We start from the raw sequence: 19,984 nt of genomic DNA on the forward strand, positions 1-19,984 counted from the left end.
CCGGCGTCTCGCTTTCCTGCCGCCCGCAACTTTGACCTTACCTCATCAAACTTTTGATGGCCCTGCCGCGCCGGTCCTGTTGGTCGGCGTGGATTTTGGCCTGCCCCACTTCGATAGCGAACTCGAAGAGCTTGGCCTGTTGGCGCAGACTGCAGGGCTTGCGCCTGTTGCCCGCCTGACCTGCAAGCGCAAGGTGCCTGACGCGGCTCTGTTCGTGGGCAGTGGCAAGGCGGACGAGATTCGCACTCTGGCGGAAATGCACGGAGCCCAGGAAGTGCTGTTCGATCAGGCGCTCAGCCCTGCACAGCAGCGCAACCTGGAGCGCCATATCGGCCTCCCGGTCAACGATCGGACGCTGCTCATCCTGGAGATCTTTGCTCAGCGTGCGCGCAGCCACGAAGGCAAGCTGCAGGTGGAGCTGGCCCGGCTGCAATACCTGTCCACGCGCCTGGTGCGCCGCTGGTCGCACTTAGAGCGCCAGCGCGGCGGTATCGGCACGCGCGGCGGGCCGGGCGAGCGGCAGATCGAGCTGGACCGCCGCATGATCGACGACGCCATCAAGCGTACGCGCGAGCGCCTGGTCAAGGTCAAGCGCCAGCGCAACACGCAGCGGCGCCAGCGTGAGCGGCGCGAGACGTTCAACATCTCCATCGTCGGCTACACCAACGCCGGCAAATCCACGCTGTTCAACGCGCTGGTCAAGGCGCGTGCCTATGCGGCCGACCAGTTGTTCGCCACGCTGGACACCACGACGCGCCAGCTCTACCTGGGCGAGGATGTCGGATCGGTATCGCTGTCGGATACGGTGGGCTTCATCCGAGACCTGCCGCACGGACTGGTCGATGCCTTCCAGGCCACGCTGCAGGAGGCTGTGGACGCCGATCTGTTGCTGCATGTGGTGGACGCGTCCAACCCTGGCTTCCCTGAGCAGATCGCCCAGGTCCAGCTGGTGCTGCAGGAGATTGGCGCGGCCGACATCACGCAGCTGCTGGTGTTTAACAAGGTCGATGCCGTGCCCCCCGACGCTCAGCCTGAGGCGCTGCTGGACAGCTATGAAATCGATGGGCGACAGATACCGCGCATCTATGTGAGCGCACGCGAAGGTGCCGGCATGGCGGCTCTGCGCGCGCAGCTGACCGCCATGGCGCTGGAGCGCCCCGGCGCGCCCATGTCCCCTGACGCCGCAGCTGAATTGCCGGCGGCCGAAGAGTGATTGGGCACAATGCTCGACTGTTGTCGTGTCTTCACAGAATAAGAGAATCTGCGCATGAACCTTCCTAGCCGCTCCTGGCGCCAGGCCCTGCTGCCGGCGCGCATCCGGGGGGTGTTCAACCTCAACGATCCACGCTGGGGCCGGGGCGAGGAGGGCGGCGATGGTCAGCGCCCCGAGCCCGAACGTCCCGTCGAGCCGCCCCGCGGCAACCGCGGGCCGACCGGTGGCCCCGCCGGCGGGCAGCCGCCGGACCTGGACGAGCTGTGGCGTGACCTGAACCGCAAGCTGGGCGGCCTGTTTGGCGGTCGTGGCGGCGGCGGTGGCCGCGGGCAGCCGCCTGCAGGCGGCGGCGGCAGCTTTCAGCCGGACATGAAGAATGCCGGCGTTGGGCTGGGCCTGATCGCAGGCGTTGCCGTGCTGATCTGGCTGGGCACGGGCTTTTTCATCGTGCAGGAGGGCCAGCAGGCCGTCATCACCCAGTTCGGCAAGTACAAAAGCACTGTCAATGCCGGCTTCAACTGGCGCCTGCCGTACCCCATCCAGCGCCATGAATTGGTGTTCGTGACGCAGATCCGCTCGGTGGACGTAGGTCGCGACAGCATCATCAAGAGCACCGGTTTGCGCGAATCCGCCATGCTGACCGAGGACGAGAACATCGTCGAGATCAAGTTCGCCGTGCAGTACCGCCTGAACGACGCGCGCGCCTGGTTGTTCGAGAGCCGCAATCCGGGCGATGCGGTGGTGCAGGCTGCCGAGACTGCAGTGCGCGAGGTGGTTGGCAAGATGCGCATGGATAGCGCCTTGGCGGAGGAGCGCGACCAGATCGCACCGCGGGTGCGCAACCTGATGCAGTCCATCCTGGACCGCTACAAGGTCGGCGTCGAAGTCGTGGGCATCAATTTGCAGCAGGGCGGCGTGCGTCCGCCCGAGCAGGTTCAGGCTGCCTTCGACGACGTGCTCAAGGCTGGCCAGGAACGCGAGCGTGCCAAGAACGAGGCCCAGGCCTATGCCAATGACGTGATCCCGCGGGCGGTGGGTACTGCCTCGCGCCTGGGCGAGGAAGCCGCGGCCTACAAGGCCCGCATCGTGGCTCAGGCGCAGGGCGATGCCCAGCGCTTTTCCTCGGTGCTGACCGAATACCAGAAGGCGCCGCAGGTGACGCGTGACCGCCTGTACCTGGAAAGCATGCAGCAGGTCTACAGCAGCGTGACCAAGGTGCTGGTGGAGTCGCGCCAGGGATCCAATCTGCTGTACCTGCCGCTGGACAAGATCATGCAGGGCGTTGCCCAGACGCCCCAGCCGGCCGGCTCGGGCCTGGATGCCGCCCCCGCGGCCCCGGGTTCATCGGCGCCCGGTGCCGGCACGCCCCCGCTGAACAACGATGCACGCGCCCGCGATGCCCGCTCGCGTGAACGCGAGTCCCGATAGGAGAGCCGTGTGAACAGAATCGGATTCATCGCAACCAGCGTCCTGGTTGCGCTTGCCCTGCTGAGCTCCATGGTCTTCGTGGTCGACCAGCGCCAGTTTGGCGTGGTCTATGCCCTGGGTCAGATCAAGGATGTGATCACCGAGCCGGGCCTGAACTTCAAGCTGCCACCGCCGTTCCAGAACGTGCGCTACATCGACAAGCGTCTGCTCACGCTGGACAGCTCGGAGACCGAATCGATGCTCACCGCCGAAAAGCAGCGCGTGGTCATCGACTGGTACGTGCGCTGGCGCATCAGCGACCCGTCGGAATACATCCGCAACGTCGGTCTGGACGAGAACGCGGGCGCCCTGCAGCTCAACCGCGTGGTACGCAACGCCTTCCAGGAGGAAGTCAACCGGCGCACCGTGCGCGAGCTGATCTCCACCAAGCGCGACGCGCTGATGTCGGACGTCAAGCGCGAAGTGCTGGAGACGGTACGCGGCGCCAAACCCTGGGGTGTGGATGTGGTGGACGTGCGCATCACCCGCGTGGACTACGTGGAGGCCATCACCGAGTCGGTGTACCGCCGCATGGAGGCCGAGCGCAAGCGTGTGGCCAACGAGCTGCGCTCCACCGGCGCGGCCGAGGGCGAGAAGATCCGCGCTGATGCCGACCGCCAGCGCGAGATCACCATCGCCAATGCCTACCGCGACGCGCAGAAGATTAAGGGCGAGGGCGACGCAGAGGCCGCGAGCACTTACGGCGAGGCGTTTGGCCGCGACCCGCAGTTCGCGCAGTTCTACCGCAGCCTGGAGGCCTACAAGTCCAGCTTCAACCGCAAGAGCGACGTGGTGGTGCTGGACCCATCGTCCACCGAGTTCTTCAAGGCCTTCCGCGGCGGCAGCGTCGGGGCACGCCAGGCTCCCTGAGCGGCACGCCGGCGACGCGGACGCCTAATGGATTGGGGCAGCGCCACCTGGGGCGCCATCGGCCTCGTGCTGGTGATCGAAGGGGTATTGCCCTTCGTCTCGCCGGCCGGGTGGCGGCGCACTTTCAGCCAGTTGCTGCGGCTGCGCGACGGGCAGATCCGTTTTTGCGCGCTGCTGAGCATCCTCGCGGGTGGGCTCGTATTGCTGCTTGCCTGATACGGCCGGGACCTGTAAGAGGCTGGTTCTGCCCCAGCCAGTAGAATCTCCCTTTTAACAGCTCCCCCTTTTTCCATGTCTGCCTGGGTCCTGCCGGATCACATTGCCGATGTCCTGCCTTCCGAGGCCCGGCACATCGAAGAGCTGCGCCGCGGCTTGCTGGACACGGCCCGCAGCTATGGCTACGAGCTGGTGATGCCGCCGTTGCTGGAGCACCTCGATTCGCTGTTGAGCGGAGCCGGCGAGGCGCTGGACCTGCAGACTTTCAAATTGGTCGATCAGCTGTCAGGTCGCTCCATCGGCCTGCGCGCCGACACCACACAGCAGGTGGCGCGCATCGACGCCCACCTGCTCAACAGGCGCGGCGTCACCCGGCTTTGTTACTGCGGCCCGGTGTTGCATGCCCGCCCTGACCGCCCCCGGGCCACCCGCGAGCCGCTGCAGTTCGGTGCCGAGATCTACGGCCATGCCGGCACCGAGGCCGACATCGAATCCGTAGTGCTGGCGCTCGAATGCCTGCGTGTGGCCCAGGTGCCGGAGGTCAGCGTGGATCTGGCCGACGTGCGCATCGTGCGCAGCCTGCTGGCTGGCGTTCCGGTGGATCTGGCCACGCTCAGCCGGGTGCATGCCGCTCTGGCTGCCAAGGACGGCAGCGAGCTGGCGCACCTGACCCGTGGCTTTCCGGCCGCAGCGCGCGAAGGGCTGCTGGCACTGCTGCAGCTGTATGGCGATGCCCAGGTGCTGGATGAGGCCGAAAAGGTGCTCAAACCCGCACCAGAGCTGCGCAAGGCGCTATCAGATTTGAAATCCGTTGCCTCTCGCATCAAAGGCGCGCGCGTCACCTTTGACCTGGCTGACCTGCGTGGCTACGCCTACTACAGTGGCACGCGCTTTGCGATGTATGTGCCCGGCGCCAGCGACGCGCTGGTGCGCGGTGGCCGCTACGACGAGGTAGGCGCAGCGTTCGGGCGTAACCGGCCGGCGGCAGGCTTTAGCCTGGACATCAAGCAACTGGTGGGCGTGGTGGCGCCCCGTCCGCTGAAAGCCGCCATCCGCGCGCCATGGGGTGACGGCGCTGAGGCCATCGCTGCCATCGCCGCGCTGCGCCGGCAGGGCGAAACCGTGGTGTGCATGCTTTCGGAGAGCAGCAGCGAGATTGACGAGTTCTGCTGTGACCGGGAGCTGGTTTGCGAAGACGGGCAGTGGGTCGTGCATCCCCTGTGAGCGGTTTTCTTCCTTCTTCCTTTTTTTGACTTAGGTTGGACATAAAGATGAGCAAAGGGCGCAACGTCGTCGTGGTCGGCACCCAGTGGGGCGACGAAGGCAAGGGCAAGCTGGTGGACTGGCTGACCGAAAGCGCGCAAGGCGTGGTGCGCTTCCAGGGTGGCCACAACGCCGGGCACACGCTGGTCATCAATGGGGTCAAGACGGCCTTACATCTGATTCCCAGCGGCATCATGCGTGCAGGCGTCAAGTGCTACATCGGCAACGGCGTGGTGCTGTCGGCGGCCAAACTGTTTGAAGAGATCGAAGGCCTGGAAAAGGCGGGTGTCGAAGTCCGTTCGCGCCTGCGCGTGAGCGAGGCCTGCCCGCTCATCCTGCCTTTCCACGCTGCGCTGGATGTGGCCCGCGAGGCCGCCCGCGAGCACGGCGGCGCCGAAAAGATCGGCACCACCGGTCGCGGCATTGGCCCTGCCTATGAAGACAAGATCGCGCGCCGGGCTCTGCGCGTGCAGGACCTGAAGCACCCTGAACGCTTTGCAGCCAAGCTGCGCGAGCTGCTGGCGCTGCACAACCATGTGTTGACCACTTTCCTGGGGTCCGCCAGCTTCCAGTTCGGTGAGATGCTCAAGCCCTACGTCCGGGACGGCGAGGTGCAGTTCGAACCGGTGTTCGAAGAAGCCATGCGCCATGCCGACATGCTGCGCCCCATGATGGCCGACGTCTCGCGCGAACTCAACGAGGCGCACGCCGCCGGCGCCAACCTGCTGTTCGAAGGCGCCCAGGGCACACTGCTGGATGTGGACCACGGCACCTACCCTTATGTCACCTCCAGCAACTGCGTCGCAGGCAACGCCTGTGCGGGCGCGGGCGTCGGGCCCAGCCTGCTGCACTATGTGCTGGGCATCACCAAAGCGTATTGCACCCGCGTGGGAGGCGGCCCCTTCCCGACGGAGCTGGACTGGGAAAAGCCCGGCACGCCGGGCTATCACATGAGCACCGTGGGAGCCGAGCGCGGCGTGACCACCGGCCGCAGTCGCCGCTGCGGCTGGTTCGATGCCGCCTTGCTCAAGCGCAGTGCGCAGGTCAACGGCCTGTCGGGGTTGTGCATCACCAAGCTGGATGTACTCGACGGCCTGTCGGAGCTGCAGCTGTGCGTGGGCTACCAGCTCGACGGCGAGCATGTTGATCTGCTGCCCATGGGCGCCGAGGAAATCGCGCGCTGCACGCCTATCTACGAGAAGATGCCTGGCTGGAGCGATTCCACCGTGGGCATGACGCGCTATGAAGACCTGCCCACGAACGCACGCAGCTATCTGGAGCGGATCGAGCAGGTGACGGGCGTGCCGATCGCCATGATCTCCACCAGCCCCGACCGCGATCACACCATCGTGATCCATCAGCCGTACACGCAGCAATAAGCGAATTTCCAGCCCAATTGGCCGTTAGCGCTTGCCCCTAAAGCGCTGACAGCTATTAAAAAAGGAGTGAACGATGCTGACCGAAGACGGCAAGCACCTGTATGTGAGCTACGACGAGTACCACAACCTCATCGAAAAACTGGCACTCAAGGTGCATCAGTCCGGTTGGCAGTTCGACACCATCCTGTGTTTGGCTCGCGGCGGCCTGCGGCCTGGCGACATTCTCAGTCGCATCTTTGACAAGCCGCTGGCCATCATGTCCACCAGTTCCTATCGGGCTGAGGCAGGAACGGTGCAGGGGCATCTGGACATTGCACGCTTCATTACTACGCCCAAGGGAGAAATCGCCGGGCGCGTGCTGCTGGTGGACGACCTGGCCGATTCGGGCCACACCTTGAACGCGGTGATTACCATGCTCAGGACGAACTACGCGCCCATTACCGAGCTGCGCAGCGCGGTGATCTGGACCAAGGGTTTCTCCACGTTCACGCCTGACTATTCGGTGGAGTTCCTTCCGTCCAACCCCTGGATCCATCAGCCGTTCGAAGGCTATGACAACTTGTCGCCCGACAAGCTGCTGGAGAAGTGGAAGCTGTAAGCTCAAAAGGTAAAAACGCGACGCAAGGAATTTTCGGGCAAAAAATCGCGTTATACTTGCGGGCCTGCTGCAGCGAAGATGTCCAATGGGCTTTATGCTGCAGCAGCCGGAGAAGGTCCTCAAAAAATCTTCTCCCGGTCTTGCAACTGCCCAGATTTCTGATGTATAGTTCAAGGCTTCGCTTCTGACGGAGCGGCGGTGCTGGAAGGTACTGCAGGAAGTCGGAAGCGGCGGTCGAAAGGCCCTCAAGTTTGACAGGTTACTTTGAAACCTGTTATAGTTCAAGGCTTCGCTGATCGCAGCGAGGTTCGGAAAAAGAGGATGTGGTGCTTCGGTGCTGCGGCTTATTTTTCCAGGTGCTTTAACAATATACAGCCGATAAGCGTGGGCGTTTGATGAGGCGAGTGCCATGGTTCTTCGGAATCAAATCAAACGCTCATGGAAATAGAGAAGTGAAGTTCACTTCAATTCCGTTTTTATGAGTGTGGAGCTCTTCGGGGCTCCAAACAATTCAAGATCGAACTGTAGAGTTTGATCCTGGCTCAGATTGAACGCTGGCGGCATGCCTTACACATGCAAGTCGAACGGTAACAGGTCTTCGGATGCTGACGAGTGGCGAACGGGTGAGTAATACATCGGAACGTGCCCGATCGTGGGGGATAACGGAGCGAAAGCTTTGCTAATACCGCATACGATCTACGGATGAAAGCGGGGGATCTTTGGACCTCGCGCGGACGGAGCGGCCGATGGCAGATTAGGTAGTTGGTGGGATAAAAGCTTACCAAGCCGACGATCTGTAGCTGGTCTGAGAGGATGATCAGCCACACTGGGACTGAGACACGGCCCAGACTCCTACGGGAGGCAGCAGTGGGGAATTTTGGACAATGGGGGAAACCCTGATCCAGCCATGCCGCGTGCAGGATGAAGGCCTTCGGGTTGTAAACTGCTTTTGTACGGAACGAAAAGGTCTTTTCTAATACAGAAGGCCCATGACGGTACCGTAAGAATAAGCACCGGCTAACTACGTGCCAGCAGCCGCGGTAATACGTAGGGTGCAAGCGTTAATCGGAATTACTGGGCGTAAAGCGTGCGCAGGCGGTTATGCAAGACAGTGGTGAAATCCCCGGGCTCAACCTGGGAACTGCCATTGTGACTGCATAGCTGGAGTGCGGCAGAGGGGGATGGAATTCCGCGTGTAGCAGTGAAATGCGTAGATATGCGGAGGAACACCGATGGCGAAGGCAATCCCCTGGGCCTGCACTGACGCTCATGCACGAAAGCGTGGGGAGCAAACAGGATTAGATACCCTGGTAGTCCACGCCCTAAACGATGTCAACTGGTTGTTGGGGATTTATTTCTTCAGTAACGAAGCTAACGCGTGAAGTTGACCGCCTGGGGAGTACGGCCGCAAGGTTGAAACTCAAAGGAATTGACGGGGACCCGCACAAGCGGTGGATGATGTGGTTTAATTCGATGCTACGCGAAGAACCTTACCCACCTTTGACATGGTCGGAATCCTTTAGAGATAGAGGAGTGCCCGAAAGGGAGCCGATACACAGGTGCTGCATGGCTGTCGTCAGCTCGTGTCGTGAGATGTTGGGTTAAGTCCCGCAACGAGCGCAACCCTTGCCATTAGTTGCTACGAAAGGGCACTCTAATGGGACTGCCGGTGACAAACCGGAGGAAGGTGGGGATGACGTCAAGTCCTCATGGCCCTTATAGGTGGGGCTACACACGTCATACAATGGCTGGTACAGAGGGTTGCCAACCCGCGAGGGGGAGCCAATCCCACAAAGCCAGTCGTAGTCCGGATCGCAGTCTGCAACTCGACTGCGTGAAGTCGGAATCGCTAGTAATCGCGGATCAGAATGTCGCGGTGAATACGTTCCCGGGTCTTGTACACACCGCCCGTCACACCATGGGAGCGGGTCTCGCCAGAAGTAGGTAGCCTAACCGCAAGGAGGGCGCTTACCACGGCGGGGTTCGTGACTGGGGTGAAGTCGTAACAAGGTAGCCGTATCGGAAGGTGCGGCTGGATCACCTCCTTTCTGGAAACACCAGCACTCAACGCGTTGAACGCCCACACTTATCGGTTGTAAGGAAGACAGTTGGCCGACTGGCTGCAGCAGCAAGGCAAGCGCCTGAAAGCTATAGGCAGGCAATCGGGTCTGTAGCTCAGCTGGTTAGAGCACCGTCTTGATAAGGCGGGGGTCGTTGGTTCGAGCCCAACTAGACCCACCATCATCTTTCTGCACGACGATCGAAGGCGAGGACGGAAGGGGGATTAGCTCAGCTGGGAGAGCACCTGCTTTGCAAGCAGGGGGTCGTCGGTTCGATCCCGTCATCCTCCACCAACCACTGGACCCCTCAAGTGCTTACTCTTTGAGCACTGCATTCCTTATCTACCTTTCCTGAGCTTGCACGCATCAGGGGCAACACCCAAGCGGTTTGGCACCACGCCAGAGCGCTTCGTTGTTGAGGCGAGATTGCTCGCATCAATCGGCTGTTCTTTAAAAATTCATAGAGTCGAAATCAGCGTTGCTGGTGGAAAGCGCTCCTGCGGGAGTGCACCGTGCCACCAGCAACTAGTTTGATTGCGTCAAAACGAACGATTCAATGGAATTGTTCAGTAATGACGAATGTTCTCCAGGGCAGCGATGCCCTGAAAAAAAGCACATTTGGAATTACGGCATGAATAACGCGCGAGGTGCGAGACCTCGCAAGTGGTCCTTGGCTGCTGTGACGAATGGTTCCTTTGCTGCAAGGCAAGGGGTCAAAGTTATAGGGTCAAGTGACTAAGAGCATGTGGTGGATGCCTTGGCGATGATAGGCGACGAAAGACGTGATAGCCTGCGATAAGCTTCGGGGAGCTGGCAAATAAGCATTGATCCGGAGATTTCTGAATGGGGAAACCCACCCGCAAGGGTATCGCCGACTGAATACATAGGTCGGCGAGGCGAACCGAGTGAACTGAAACATCTAAGTAGCTCGAGGAAAAGACATCAACCGAGATTGCGAAAGTAGTGGCGAGCGAAATTGCAACAGCCTTCTAGTGATAGTCGAACGGTTAGCAAAGCGGCATGGAAAGGCCGGCCATAGTGGGTGATAGCCCCGTATGCGAAAACCGATCGGTGGTACTAGGCTAGAGACAAGTAGGGCGGGGCACGAGAAACCCTGTCTGAATATGGGGGGACCATCCTCCAAGGCTAAATACTCATCATCGACCGATAGTGAACCAGTACCGTGAGGGAAAGGCGAAAAGAACCCCGGGAGGGGAGTGAAATAGATCCTGAAACCGCATGCTTACAAAAAGTAGGAGCCCGCAAGGGTGACTGCGTACCTTTTGTATAATGGGTCAGCGACTTACATTCAGTGGCAAGCTTAACCGAATAGGGGAGGCGCAGAGAAATCGAGTCCGAATAGGGCGAAATTTAGTCGCTGGGTGTAGACCCGAAACCAAGTGATCTATCCATGGCCAGGATGAAGGTGCCGTAACAGGTACTGGAGGTCCGAACCGACTAATGTTGCAAAATTAGCGGATGAGCTGTGGATAGGGGTGAAAGGCTAAACAAACTTGGAAATAGCTGGTTCTCTCCGAAAACTATTTAGGTAGTGCCTCAAGTATTACCTGCGGGGGTAGAGCACTGTTTTGGCTAGGGGGTCATGGCGACTTACCAAACCAAGGCAAACTCCGAATACTGCAGAGTACAGCTTGGGAGACAGAGCACCGGGTGCTAACGTCCGGACTCAAGAGGGAAACAACCCAGACCGCCAGCTAAGGTCCCTAAAATTGGCTAAGTGGGAAACGAAGTGGGAAGGCTAAGACAGTCAGGATGTTGGCTTAGAAGCAGCCATCATTTAAAGAAAGCGTAATAGCTCACTGATCGAGTCGTCCTGCGCGGAAGATGTAACGGGGCTCAAGCCAGTTACCGAAGCTGCGGATGCACAGTTTACTGTGCGTGGTAGGAGAGCGTTGTGTAAGCCTGTGAAGGCAGCTTGTGAAGGCTGCTGGAGGTATCACAAGTGCGAATGCTGACATGAGTAGCGTTAAAGCGGGTGAAAAGCCCGCTCGCCGTAAGCGCAAGGTTTCCTACGCAACGTTCATCGGCGTAGGGTGAGTCGGCCCCTAAGGCGAGGCAGAGATGCGTAGCTGATGGGAAACAGGTCAATATTCCTGTACCGATCAATAGTGCGATGTGGGGACGGAGAAGGTTAGCTCAGCCAACTGTTGGATATGTTGGTTCAAGCCTGTAGTCGTGCCCGGTAGGCAAATCCGCCGGGCTTAGATGAGGGGTGATAACGAGTGTGCTTGCACACGAAGTGAGTAATACCCTGCTTCCAGGAAAAGCCACTAAGCTTCAGCTATTGACGACCGTACCGCAAACCGACACTGGTGCGCGAGATGAGTATTCTAAGGCGCTTGAGAGAACTCAGGAGAAGGAACTCGGCAAATTGATACCGTAACTTCGGGAGAAGGTATGCCGCAAGTAGGTGAACCTGTACAAGGCAAGCCCAAAGCGGTTGCAATAAATCGGTGGCTGCGACTGTTTAATAAAAACACAGCACTCTGCAAACACGAAAGTGGACGTATAGGGTGTGACGCCTGCCCGGTGCTGGAAGATTAAGTGATGGGGTGCAAGCTCTTGATCGAAGTCCCAGTAAACGGCGGCCGTAACTATAACGGTCCTAAGGTAGCGAAATTCCTTGTCGGGTAAGTTCCGACCTGCACGAATGGCGTAACGATGGCCACGCTGTCTCCTCCTGAGACTCAGCGAAGTTGAAATGTTTGTGATGATGCAATCTACCCGCGGAAAGACGGAAAGACCCCATGAACCTTTACTGTAGCTTTGTATTGGACTTTGAACGAATCTGTGTAGGATAGGTGGGAGGCTTTGAAGTGCGGTCGCCAGATCGCATGGAGCCATCCTTGAAATACCACCCTGGTGCGTTTGAGGTTCTAACCCAGGTCCATTATCTGGATCGGGGACAGTGCATGGTAGGCAGTTTGACTGGGGCGGTCTCCTCCCAAAGCGTAACGGAGGAGTTCGAAGGTACGCTAGTTACGGTCGGACATCGTGACGATAGTGCAATGGCATAAGCGTGCTTAACTGCGAGACTGACAAGTCGAGCAGATGCGAAAGCAGGACATAGTGATCCGGTGGTTCTGTATGGAAGGGCCATCGCTCAACGGATAAAAGGTACTCTGGGGATAACAGGCTGATACCGCCCAAGAGTTCATATCGACGGCGGTGTTTGGCACCTCGATGTCGGCTCATCTCATCCTGGGGCTGTAGTCGGTCCCAAGGGTATGGCTGTTCGCCATTTAAAGAGGTACGTGAGCTGGGTTTAAAACGTCGTGAGACAGTTTGGTCCCTATCTTCCGTGGGCGCTGCAGATTTGAGGAAGCCTGCTCCTAGTACGAGAGGACCGGAGTGGACACACCTCTGGTGTATCGGTTGTCACGCCAGTGGCATCGCCGAGTAGCTAAGTGTGGAAGAGATAACCGCTGAAAGCATCTAAGCGGGAAACTCGTTTCAAGATGAGATCTGCCGGGGCCTTGAGCCCCCTGAAGGGTCGTTGTAGACCACGACGTTGATAGGCTGGGTGTGGAAGTGCAGCAATGCATGTAGCTAACCAGTACTAATTGCCCGTGAGGCTTGACCCTATAACTTTGATCGCCCTGTGCACAACGCACAGCGCAGCATGACACGCATAAACCCAAGGATCACAACGTTATCCATGCCGGCGCAATCAAACTAGCCCCCAACGCTGAACCGCCTTCGACTCTATGAATCACCAGGGCGCAGCTTCCACCTACCCAAAAGAAGCCGCCCCCTGACCCGTTAAAGCCTGACGACCATAGCAAGTCGGTACCACCCCTTCCCATCCCGAACAGGACCGTGAAACGACTTCGCGCCAATGATAGTGCGGATTCCCGTGTGAAAGTAGGTCATCGTCAGGCTACTCATCAAGCCTCTCCCCCCTTCGCTCAAATAGCGCAAGGGGGGTTTTGGCTTTGGGGACGAGGAAAACAAAAAAGCAAAGGATCCCAGTCATGCTGCTGCAAGATATTCTGTATTCTCAAGGGTTCGGCACACGACGCATCTGCGCCGGATTGGTGCAGCAGGGAAGGGTGAGGGTGCGAGAGCGTGGCTCACATGTTGATGTCGTTTGCACTGATGCCACTCAGAAATTCGACACCCAAGACTTGATGATGAATATTCAGGGCGTGGGCTGGCCCTATCACGCTAAGGCATATCTCGTGCTCAATAAGCCTGCTGGCTTTGAATGTTCACAAAAGCCTTCTGCCCATCCCAGTATCTATACCCTTTTGCCTGCGCCTTTGCGCCAGCGGCCCAGCAAAAGCGCGGTTGCGGGAGTGCAGGCGATTGGGCGCCTCGATCAGGACACCACCGGCTTGCTTTTGCTCAGCGACGATGGCCAGTTCATCCATCGCATGAGCTCTCCGAAGAAGCGCATGCCCAAGATCTATCAGGTCACCACCAAACACCCCGTCACCGCGCAACAGGTGCAGCGCTTGCTCGACGGTGTGGTGCTTGATGATGACCCCAGGCCCGTCAGGGCTGCGGACTGCGCACAGATCGGTGAGTGCCGGCTGGATTTGACACTCACGGAAGGCAAGTACCACCAGGTCAAACGCATGCTGGCTGCCGTAGGCAACCGCGTGGAAGGCTTGCATCGCTCGCGCATCGGCGCGCTGGAATTGCCTGCTGACCTGGAGCCTGGCCAATGGCGCTGGCTTGGCGCCGATGAACTGGGTCTGCTGCAGGGCTAGGCGCGAAGGTGTAAATGCGCGTCAACCCACGCGTTGATGAGCGCGTTGACACACGCTCCTGCCGGCCTCTCCATGGGACAGGCTGGCGGCAAGGTTGCGGTAGAGAACTTGGCTGTACAGGGCGGCTCTCGCAACCAGCCACCTGCGGCTTCGGCAATGAACAGGAAGAGCGTGAAAAGCAACCGACGATGGCTGGCAACTCTGGCAATGGGCGTCTTGATGGCGGGGACAAGTGCGGCCCAGCCGGCAGCCGAGCCGCCCATCTTCGTGCTCAATTCGCTGCAGGCAGACGTGAGCGTGATCGACCCAGCCACCTGGACCGAGCGCGGGCGCATTGCCACGGGTAAAGAGCCTCACCACCTGTACCTGACGCCCGACGAGAAATCCCTCATCGTCGCCAACGCCCTGAGCGACAGCCTGACCTTCGTGGACCCGCGCACCGGACAGGTGCAGCGCACGGTCAACGGCGTCGTCGATCCCTATCACCTGCGCTTTTCGCCGGACATGAAGTGGCTGGTGACGGCTGCCAACCGCCTGAATCACGTGGACTTCTACCGCTGGGACGGCAGCGACCTGACTTTGGTCAAGCGCGTGCCCACCAGCCGCACGCCCAGCCATCTGTGGATCGATGCCGCCAGCCGCACCGTCTATTCCTCCATGCAGGACAGCGACGAGCTGGTGGCCATTGATATTGCCACCCAGACCATTCGCTGGCGCTCGCCCACTGGCGCCATGCCCGCCGACGTCTATGGCAGCCCGGACGGCAAGCTGCTCTTCGTCGGCCTGACCGGCAGCGACAGCGTGGAAGTGTTCGACATCACCGGCCCGCAGCCGCGCAGCGTCCAGCGCATCAAGACCGGCAAGGGCGCACACGCCTTCCGGGCGGCAGGCGACGGCCGCCACCTGTTCGTCAGCAACCGCGTGGCCAACACCATCAGCAAGATTGACATGCAGTCCCTGCAGGTGGTGGACAGCTATCCGGCACCCGGCGGGCCCGACTGCATGGACGTATCCGCCGACGGCCGCTATCTGTACGTGAGTGCCCGCTGGGCGCGCAAGCTGCTGGTCATCGACACCCAGCAGCGCAAGGTGGCGCAGGAAGTACGGGTGGGCAAATCGCCCCACGGCGTGTGGACGCTCAGGCATGCGCCGCGCTGAAGCACGACGGCAGCTGCTGTGTGCCAGTAGTGCTATTTTATTGATAGCTGCTGGCGCTTTATCCACGGGTGCTAGAGCCCAAAATGACTGCAAAGGTGCGGTCTACCTCACCTTTGACACCGGCCACATGGGCATCGCCCCTCTGGTGGCACAGGTGCTGGCGCGCCAGCAGGTGCGGGTCACCTTCTTTGCCGCCGATGAGCGCACGCAGGACGGGGGCAGCAGCCTGGACGAGCACTGGGCGCCCTGGTGGCGGGCCCGCGCGGCCGAGGGGCATGAGTTCGCCTCGCACACCCTGCACCACACCTACTGGCAGGCCGACGTTCGCCAGCAGGGCAAGACAGCGTTTCGCGTCAAGCCCTCCGCCGGGCCACGCGCTGGGCATAGCTTCACTCTCACGCCGGCCGCTTATTGCCAGGAGATCGGCGCGGCCGCGCAGCGCCTGCAGACCATCACCGGCCGTCAGCCCCTGCCGCTATACCGCGCGCCCGGCGGCAAGACCTCGCCCGCGCTGCTGGCCGCCGCCAACAGCTGCGGCTACACCCATGTCGGCTGGTCCAGCGCCGGCTTCCTGGGCGATGAACTGCCCAGCGACAGCCACCCCAACCAGGCCCTGCTGGCGCGCAGCCTGCGCGACATCCGTGATGGCGACATCCTGCTGGCCCACCTGGGCATCTGGTCGCGCAAGGAGCCCTGGGCTCCGGCGGTGCTCGAGCCGCTGATTGAAGGCCTGAAAGCCCGCGGCCTGTGCTTTCGCACGCTGGCCGAGCACCCCGCCTACGCGCCGCTGCTGCGCGGCCCCCGCCCATGACCGATGCGCTGACCTGGTTGGCCAGCGGCTTCGACGCCGTCCAGCAATGGCTGTTCGAGGCGGCCGTGCAGCCGCTGATGTTCACCCTGGGCCTGGGCAACCTGCTGGAAGACGGCTACGCCGCCACCGGCTGGCTGCTGGTGGGCGTGCTGCAGCTGGCCGTCATGCTGGCCGTGATTGCGCCGCTGGAGCACTGGCGCCCCGTGGAGCCGGTGCGCGACCGCGCCGCCGTGCGCACTGACATGGCCTACAGCGTCATCCATCGCCTGGGGCTGTTCCGGGTGGCGCTGTTCTTCCTGGTGCAGCCGCTGTGGGACGCTCTGTTCGGCGCGCTGCGCGTGCACGGCTGGCACGGCCTGCAGCTGGATGCCCTGTGGCCCGGAGTGACCGACCGGCCCCTGGTCAGCCTGCTGCTGTACCTGCTGGTGTTTGACTTCGTGGACTACTGCATCCACCGCGCCCAGCACCGCTTCGGCTGGTGGTGGCGGCTGCATTCGCTGCACCACTCGCAGCGGCAGATGACGCTGTGGAGCGACAGCCGCAACCACCTGCTGGACGACCTGCTGCGCTCGGCCATCATCGTGCTGGTGGCCCAGGCCATCGGCGTGGCGCCGGGACAGTTCGTGGCCATCGTGGCGCTCACGCAGCTGAGCGAAAACCTGCACCACGCCAACCTGCGCATGGGCTTTGGCCGGCTGGGCGACCGGCTATGGATCAGCCCGCGCTTTCACCGCCGCCACCACGCCATCGGCATCGGCGAGCCGAGGCAGGGGCCGCGCCGCAGCGCCTTCGGCGGCTGCAACTTCGGCGTGCTGCTGCCCTGGTGGGACATGCTGCTGGGCACGGCGGACTTCGCCCGACGCTACGACCCCACAGGTGTGCACGACCAGGTCGAGCCGGGCCGCAATGGCCACGTGCGCGACTATGGCCGCGGCCTGTGGCAGCAGCAGTGGTTTGGCCTGCGGCGCCTGTTCGGTGCCGACTGACGCGGGGATGGCCGAAGCGGGCGCTATGCTTGGCGCCCATGGCTCCGCTCATTGATTCTTTCTGGCGCGCCGCAGCCGGCTGCCTGTCGCCGCGGGTCATCGCGCTGTCGCTGCTGCCGCTGGTGGTGATCGCCTTGGTGGCCGCCGGCAGCGCCTGGCTGCTATGGGGCGGCGCCATTGCCTGGGTGCAGGGTCTGCTGCAGAGCACGCACTGGCTGGCCTCGCTGTGGGGCTGGCTTGGGCAGGTGGGCGTGGGCGACCTGCCCGTGGCGCTGGCGCCGCTGCTGGTGGTGATGGGCGCCACGCCGATCATCGTCATCGTCTGCGTGCTGGCCGTGGCTGCGTTCATGACGCCGGCGCTGGTGCGCTGGGTAGCCGAGCGGCGCTTTCCCCAGCTGCAGCGCAAGCACGGGGCCTCTCTGGCAGGCAGCATCCTGTGGGCGCTGGGCAGCACCCTCGCCGCGCTGGCGGCGCTGCTCGCGTCCATACCGCTGTGGCTGATTCCGCCGCTGGTGCTGGTGCTGCCGCCGCTCATCTGGGGCTGGTTGAACTACCGCATCATGGCCTTCGATGCCCTGGCCGAACACGCCAGCCGGCCAGAGCGCCAGCTGCTGCTGCGCCGCCACCGCTGGCAGCTGCTGGCCATTGGCGTGGTCTGCGGCTTCCTGGGCGCCGCGCCGGGGGTGGTGTGGATCTCGGGCGTGGTCTTCGCAGCAGCCTTTTTCATCCTGGTGCCGGTGGCCATCTGGATCTACACCCTGGTGTTCGCCTTTTCCGCGCTCTGGTTCACCCACTACTGCCTGGCTGCATTGCAGCGGCTGCGCAGCGAAGCGCCCCTTTCCGCCCCCACAACCCCATGACCCCTGCCTTCGGCCTCATCATCGTCGGCGATGAAATCCTTTCGGGCAAACGTGCCGACAAGCACCTGCCCAAGGTCATCGAGCTGCTGGGCGAGCGCGGCCTGGGCCTGGCCTGGGCCACGTGCGTGGGCGACGACCGGCCGCGCCTGACGGTCCTGCTGGCCCAGGCCTTTGCCTCGGCGGACGTGGTGCTGTGCTGCGGCGGTATCGGCGCGACGCCCGATGACCACACCCGCCAGTGCGCCGCGGCGGCACTGGGCGTGCCACTGCAGCCCCACGCAGCCGCGCAGGCGCTGATCCGCGAGCGCATGCAGGATGTGGCGCGCGAGCAGGGTCAGCCCTTTGAGCCCGATCGCGCGGACAACCTGCAGCGCCTGCAAATGGGCGTGCTGCCGGCGGGCGCGCGCCTCATTCCCAACCCTTACAACAAGATCGCGGGCTTTTCCTGCGACGGCCCTGGCGGCGGGGCGGTGCATTTCGTACCGGGCTTTCCCGTCATGGCCTGGCCGATGCTGCAGTGGGTGCTGGACGGCAGCTACGCACAGTGGTTCGGCCGGGCGCCGCAGGCCGAGCACTCCGTCGTGCTCTACGGCGCGATGGAATCGGCCCTTACGCCGCTGATGGAGCGCATCGAGGCCGCCCACCCGGGCGTCAAGGTCTTCAGCCTGCCCAGCGTGGACCACCCCGTGCATGGCCGCCACATCGAACTGGGGGTCAAGGGCGACGCCGCCCTGGTACCCGCCGCCTGGCTGGCATTGCACGCGGCGTTGCACCAATCTGGTGCAAGCATGGGCCCCGAACTGGTGCGCCAGCGCTGATCCGCACCCTGGTTGCCCCAGGGCCAGCGGCACAATGGCGGGCCGCCGCCGCTGGCACGCAAAATGCAAATACCGTTTCAACATCCCTGTGGATGAGCCGTTCAACCCTGGAGAACCCTGATGGCAAAGACCGTTGCTGACGTGATGAACATGGTGGAGGAGAACGAAGTCAAGTTCGTGGACCTGCGCTTCACCGACACCCGTGGCAAGGAGCAGCACGTCACCGTGCCTGTGTCGCACTTCGACGAAGAGAAGTTCACCCACGGCCACGCCTTCGACGGCTCGTCCATGCCTGGCTGGAAGGGCATCGAGGCCTCGGACATGCAGCTCATGCCTGACCCCAGCACGGCCAACATCGACCCGTTCTTCGAGGAAACCACGCTGTTCCTGCAGTGCGACGTGGTCGAGCCTGGCGACGGCAAGGCCTATGACCGCGACCCGCGCTCCATCGCCAAGCGCGCCGAGGCCTACCTGAAGGCCTCCGGCCTGGGCGACACCGCCTATTTCGGCCCCGAGCCCGAGTTCTTCATCTTCGACGGCGTGCGCTGGAGCAACGAGCCGGGCCGCACCTTCTACGAAATCGACGAGTACGAGGCGCCCTGGAACAGCGGCGCGCGGCTGGAAGGCGGCAACCGCGGCCACCGCCCCACCACCAAGGGCGGCTACTTTCCGGTGCCCCCCGTGGACAGCACGCACGACATGCGCGCCGAGATGGTGCTGCTGATGGAACAGCTGGGCATTCCCGTCGAGGTCTTCCACCACGAAGTGGCCGGCGCCGGCCAGAACGAGATCGGCACGCGCTTTTCCACCCTGGTGCAGCGTGCCGACTGGACGCAGAGCATGAAGTACGTGATCTGGAACGTGGCCAACGCCTACGGCAAGACGGCCACCTTCATGCCCAAGCCCTACGCTGGCGACAACGGCTCGGGCATGCACGTGCACCAGTCCATCTGGAAGGACGGCAAGAACCTGTTCGCCGGCGACGGCTACGCCGGCCTGTCGGACTTCGCGCTGTACTACATCGGCGGCATCATCAAGCACGCCCGCGCGCTCAACGCCATCACCAACCCCGGCACCAACAGCTACAAGCGCCTGGTGCCCGGCTTCGAGGCGCCCGTGAAGCTGGCCTACAGCTCGCGCAACCGCTCGGCGTCCATCCGCATCCCCTACGTGGCCAACCCCAAGGGCCGGCGCATCGAGGCGCGCTTCCCCGACCCGCTGATGAACCCGTACCTCGGTTTTGCCGCGCTGATGATGGCCGGCCTGGACGGCGTGGAAAACAAGATCCACCCCGGCGAGGCAGCCACCAAGGACCTGTACCACCTGCCGCCCGAAGAGGACAAGCTGGTGCCCACCGTCTGCCACAGCCTGGACCAGGCGCTGGAAGCGCTGGACAAGGGCCGCGCCTTCCTGACCAAGGGCGGTGTGTTCTCCGACGGCATGCTGGACGCCTACATCGACCTCAAGATGACCGAGGTGCAGCGCTTTCGGATGGCGCCCCACCCGGTCGAGTACGACATGTACTACTCGCTGTAAGGCGGTTTTGCGG

The 19,984-nt window shown here is 62.1% G+C and carries 14 protein-coding genes, 2 tRNA genes and 3 rRNA genes; all 19 read left to right on the forward strand.

The window, feature by feature from the left end:
* Positions 1-31 precede the first annotated feature (31 nt).
* The 19 genes from hflX (at position 32) to glnA (ending at position 19,971) form a co-directional block, all read left to right on the forward strand.
* A complete protein-coding gene (hflX, locus tag C7H73_RS06635; protein ID WP_106845935.1) occupies positions 32-1,213 on the forward strand; it encodes a GTPase HflX in 1,182 nt (393 codons plus the stop codon).
* 54 nt (positions 1,214-1,267) lie between these two features.
* Positions 1,268-2,641, forward strand: a complete 1,374-nt coding sequence (gene hflK / locus C7H73_RS06640) for an FtsH protease activity modulator HflK (protein WP_106845936.1) — start codon at positions 1,268-1,270, stop codon at positions 2,639-2,641.
* 9 nt (positions 2,642-2,650) lie between these two features.
* Positions 2,651-3,550 carry a protease modulator HflC gene (hflC, locus tag C7H73_RS06645; RefSeq protein WP_106845937.1) on the forward strand — a complete coding sequence of 300 codons (900 nt, stop codon included), beginning with the start codon at positions 2,651-2,653 and terminating at the stop codon, positions 3,548-3,550.
* A gap of 27 nt (positions 3,551-3,577) precedes the next feature.
* Positions 3,578-3,766 carry a DUF2065 domain-containing protein gene (locus C7H73_RS06650; RefSeq protein WP_106845938.1) on the forward strand — a complete coding sequence of 63 codons (189 nt, stop codon included), beginning with the start codon at positions 3,578-3,580 and terminating at the stop codon, positions 3,764-3,766.
* Between the two features lie 75 nt (positions 3,767-3,841).
* Complete coding sequence (locus C7H73_RS06655; protein WP_106845939.1) at positions 3,842-4,990, forward strand: ATP phosphoribosyltransferase regulatory subunit; 1,149 nt, start codon at positions 3,842-3,844, stop codon at positions 4,988-4,990.
* A gap of 41 nt (positions 4,991-5,031) precedes the next feature.
* Complete coding sequence (locus C7H73_RS06660; RefSeq protein ID WP_106847564.1) at positions 5,032-6,408, forward strand: adenylosuccinate synthase; 1,377 nt, start codon at positions 5,032-5,034, stop codon at positions 6,406-6,408.
* A gap of 73 nt (positions 6,409-6,481) precedes the next feature.
* Positions 6,482-7,006, forward strand: coding sequence for a phosphoribosyltransferase (locus C7H73_RS06665; protein WP_106845940.1), 525 nt, complete (start codon positions 6,482-6,484; stop codon positions 7,004-7,006).
* Between the two features lie 519 nt (positions 7,007-7,525).
* Positions 7,526-9,054: ribosomal RNA gene (locus C7H73_RS06675) — 16S ribosomal RNA — on the forward strand.
* Between the two features lie 116 nt (positions 9,055-9,170).
* Positions 9,171-9,247, forward strand: a tRNA-Ile gene (locus C7H73_RS06680).
* Between the two features lie 37 nt (positions 9,248-9,284).
* Positions 9,285-9,360, forward strand: a tRNA-Ala gene (locus C7H73_RS06685).
* Between the two features lie 431 nt (positions 9,361-9,791).
* Positions 9,792-12,671: ribosomal RNA gene (locus tag C7H73_RS06690) — 23S ribosomal RNA — on the forward strand.
* Positions 12,672-12,855: 184 nt separating this feature from the next.
* Positions 12,856-12,968, forward strand: a 5S ribosomal RNA gene (gene rrf / locus C7H73_RS06695).
* The 16S, 23S and 5S rRNA genes sit together here with 2 tRNA genes alongside, the layout of an rRNA operon.
* Positions 12,969-13,061: 93 nt before the next feature.
* The gene (locus C7H73_RS06700; protein ID WP_106845941.1) at positions 13,062-13,802 is read left to right on the forward strand and encodes a 16S rRNA pseudouridine(516) synthase; all 741 of its coding nucleotides are present in this window, start codon (positions 13,062-13,064) and stop codon (positions 13,800-13,802) included.
* A 207-nt stretch (positions 13,803-14,009) separates the two neighbouring features.
* Positions 14,010-14,960, forward strand: a complete 951-nt coding sequence (locus C7H73_RS06705) for a YncE family protein (protein ID WP_106845942.1) — start codon at positions 14,010-14,012, stop codon at positions 14,958-14,960.
* Positions 14,947-15,771: a polysaccharide deacetylase family protein gene (locus tag C7H73_RS06710; RefSeq protein WP_106845943.1), complete on the forward strand. Its 825-nt coding sequence runs from the start codon at positions 14,947-14,949 to the stop codon at positions 15,769-15,771. Before C7H73_RS06705 ends, C7H73_RS06710 begins: the two co-directional genes overlap by 14 nt.
* Entirely contained in the window at positions 15,768-16,757 is a 990-nt protein-coding gene (locus C7H73_RS06715) for a sterol desaturase family protein (RefSeq protein WP_106845944.1), read from the forward strand. The genes C7H73_RS06710 and C7H73_RS06715 overlap by 4 nt, the downstream gene beginning before the upstream one ends.
* A 38-nt stretch (positions 16,758-16,795) precedes the next feature.
* A complete protein-coding gene (locus tag C7H73_RS06720; RefSeq protein ID WP_106845945.1) occupies positions 16,796-17,617 on the forward strand; it encodes an EI24 domain-containing protein in 822 nt (273 codons plus the stop codon).
* Positions 17,614-18,435, forward strand: a complete 822-nt coding sequence (locus C7H73_RS06725) for a competence/damage-inducible protein A (protein WP_106845946.1) — start codon at positions 17,614-17,616, stop codon at positions 18,433-18,435. The genes C7H73_RS06720 and C7H73_RS06725 overlap by 4 nt, the downstream gene beginning before the upstream one ends.
* Before the next feature lie 120 nt (positions 18,436-18,555).
* Positions 18,556-19,971 (forward strand): type I glutamate--ammonia ligase, encoded by a 1,416-nt coding sequence (gene glnA, locus C7H73_RS06730; protein WP_106845947.1) that lies wholly within the window; start codon positions 18,556-18,558, stop codon positions 19,969-19,971.
* The last annotated feature ends 13 nt before the right edge of the window (positions 19,972-19,984 follow it).

This window comes from Pulveribacter suum (assembly GCF_003013695.1).
GTDB classification, from domain to species: Bacteria; Pseudomonadota; Gammaproteobacteria; order Burkholderiales; family Burkholderiaceae_C; genus Melaminivora; species Melaminivora suum.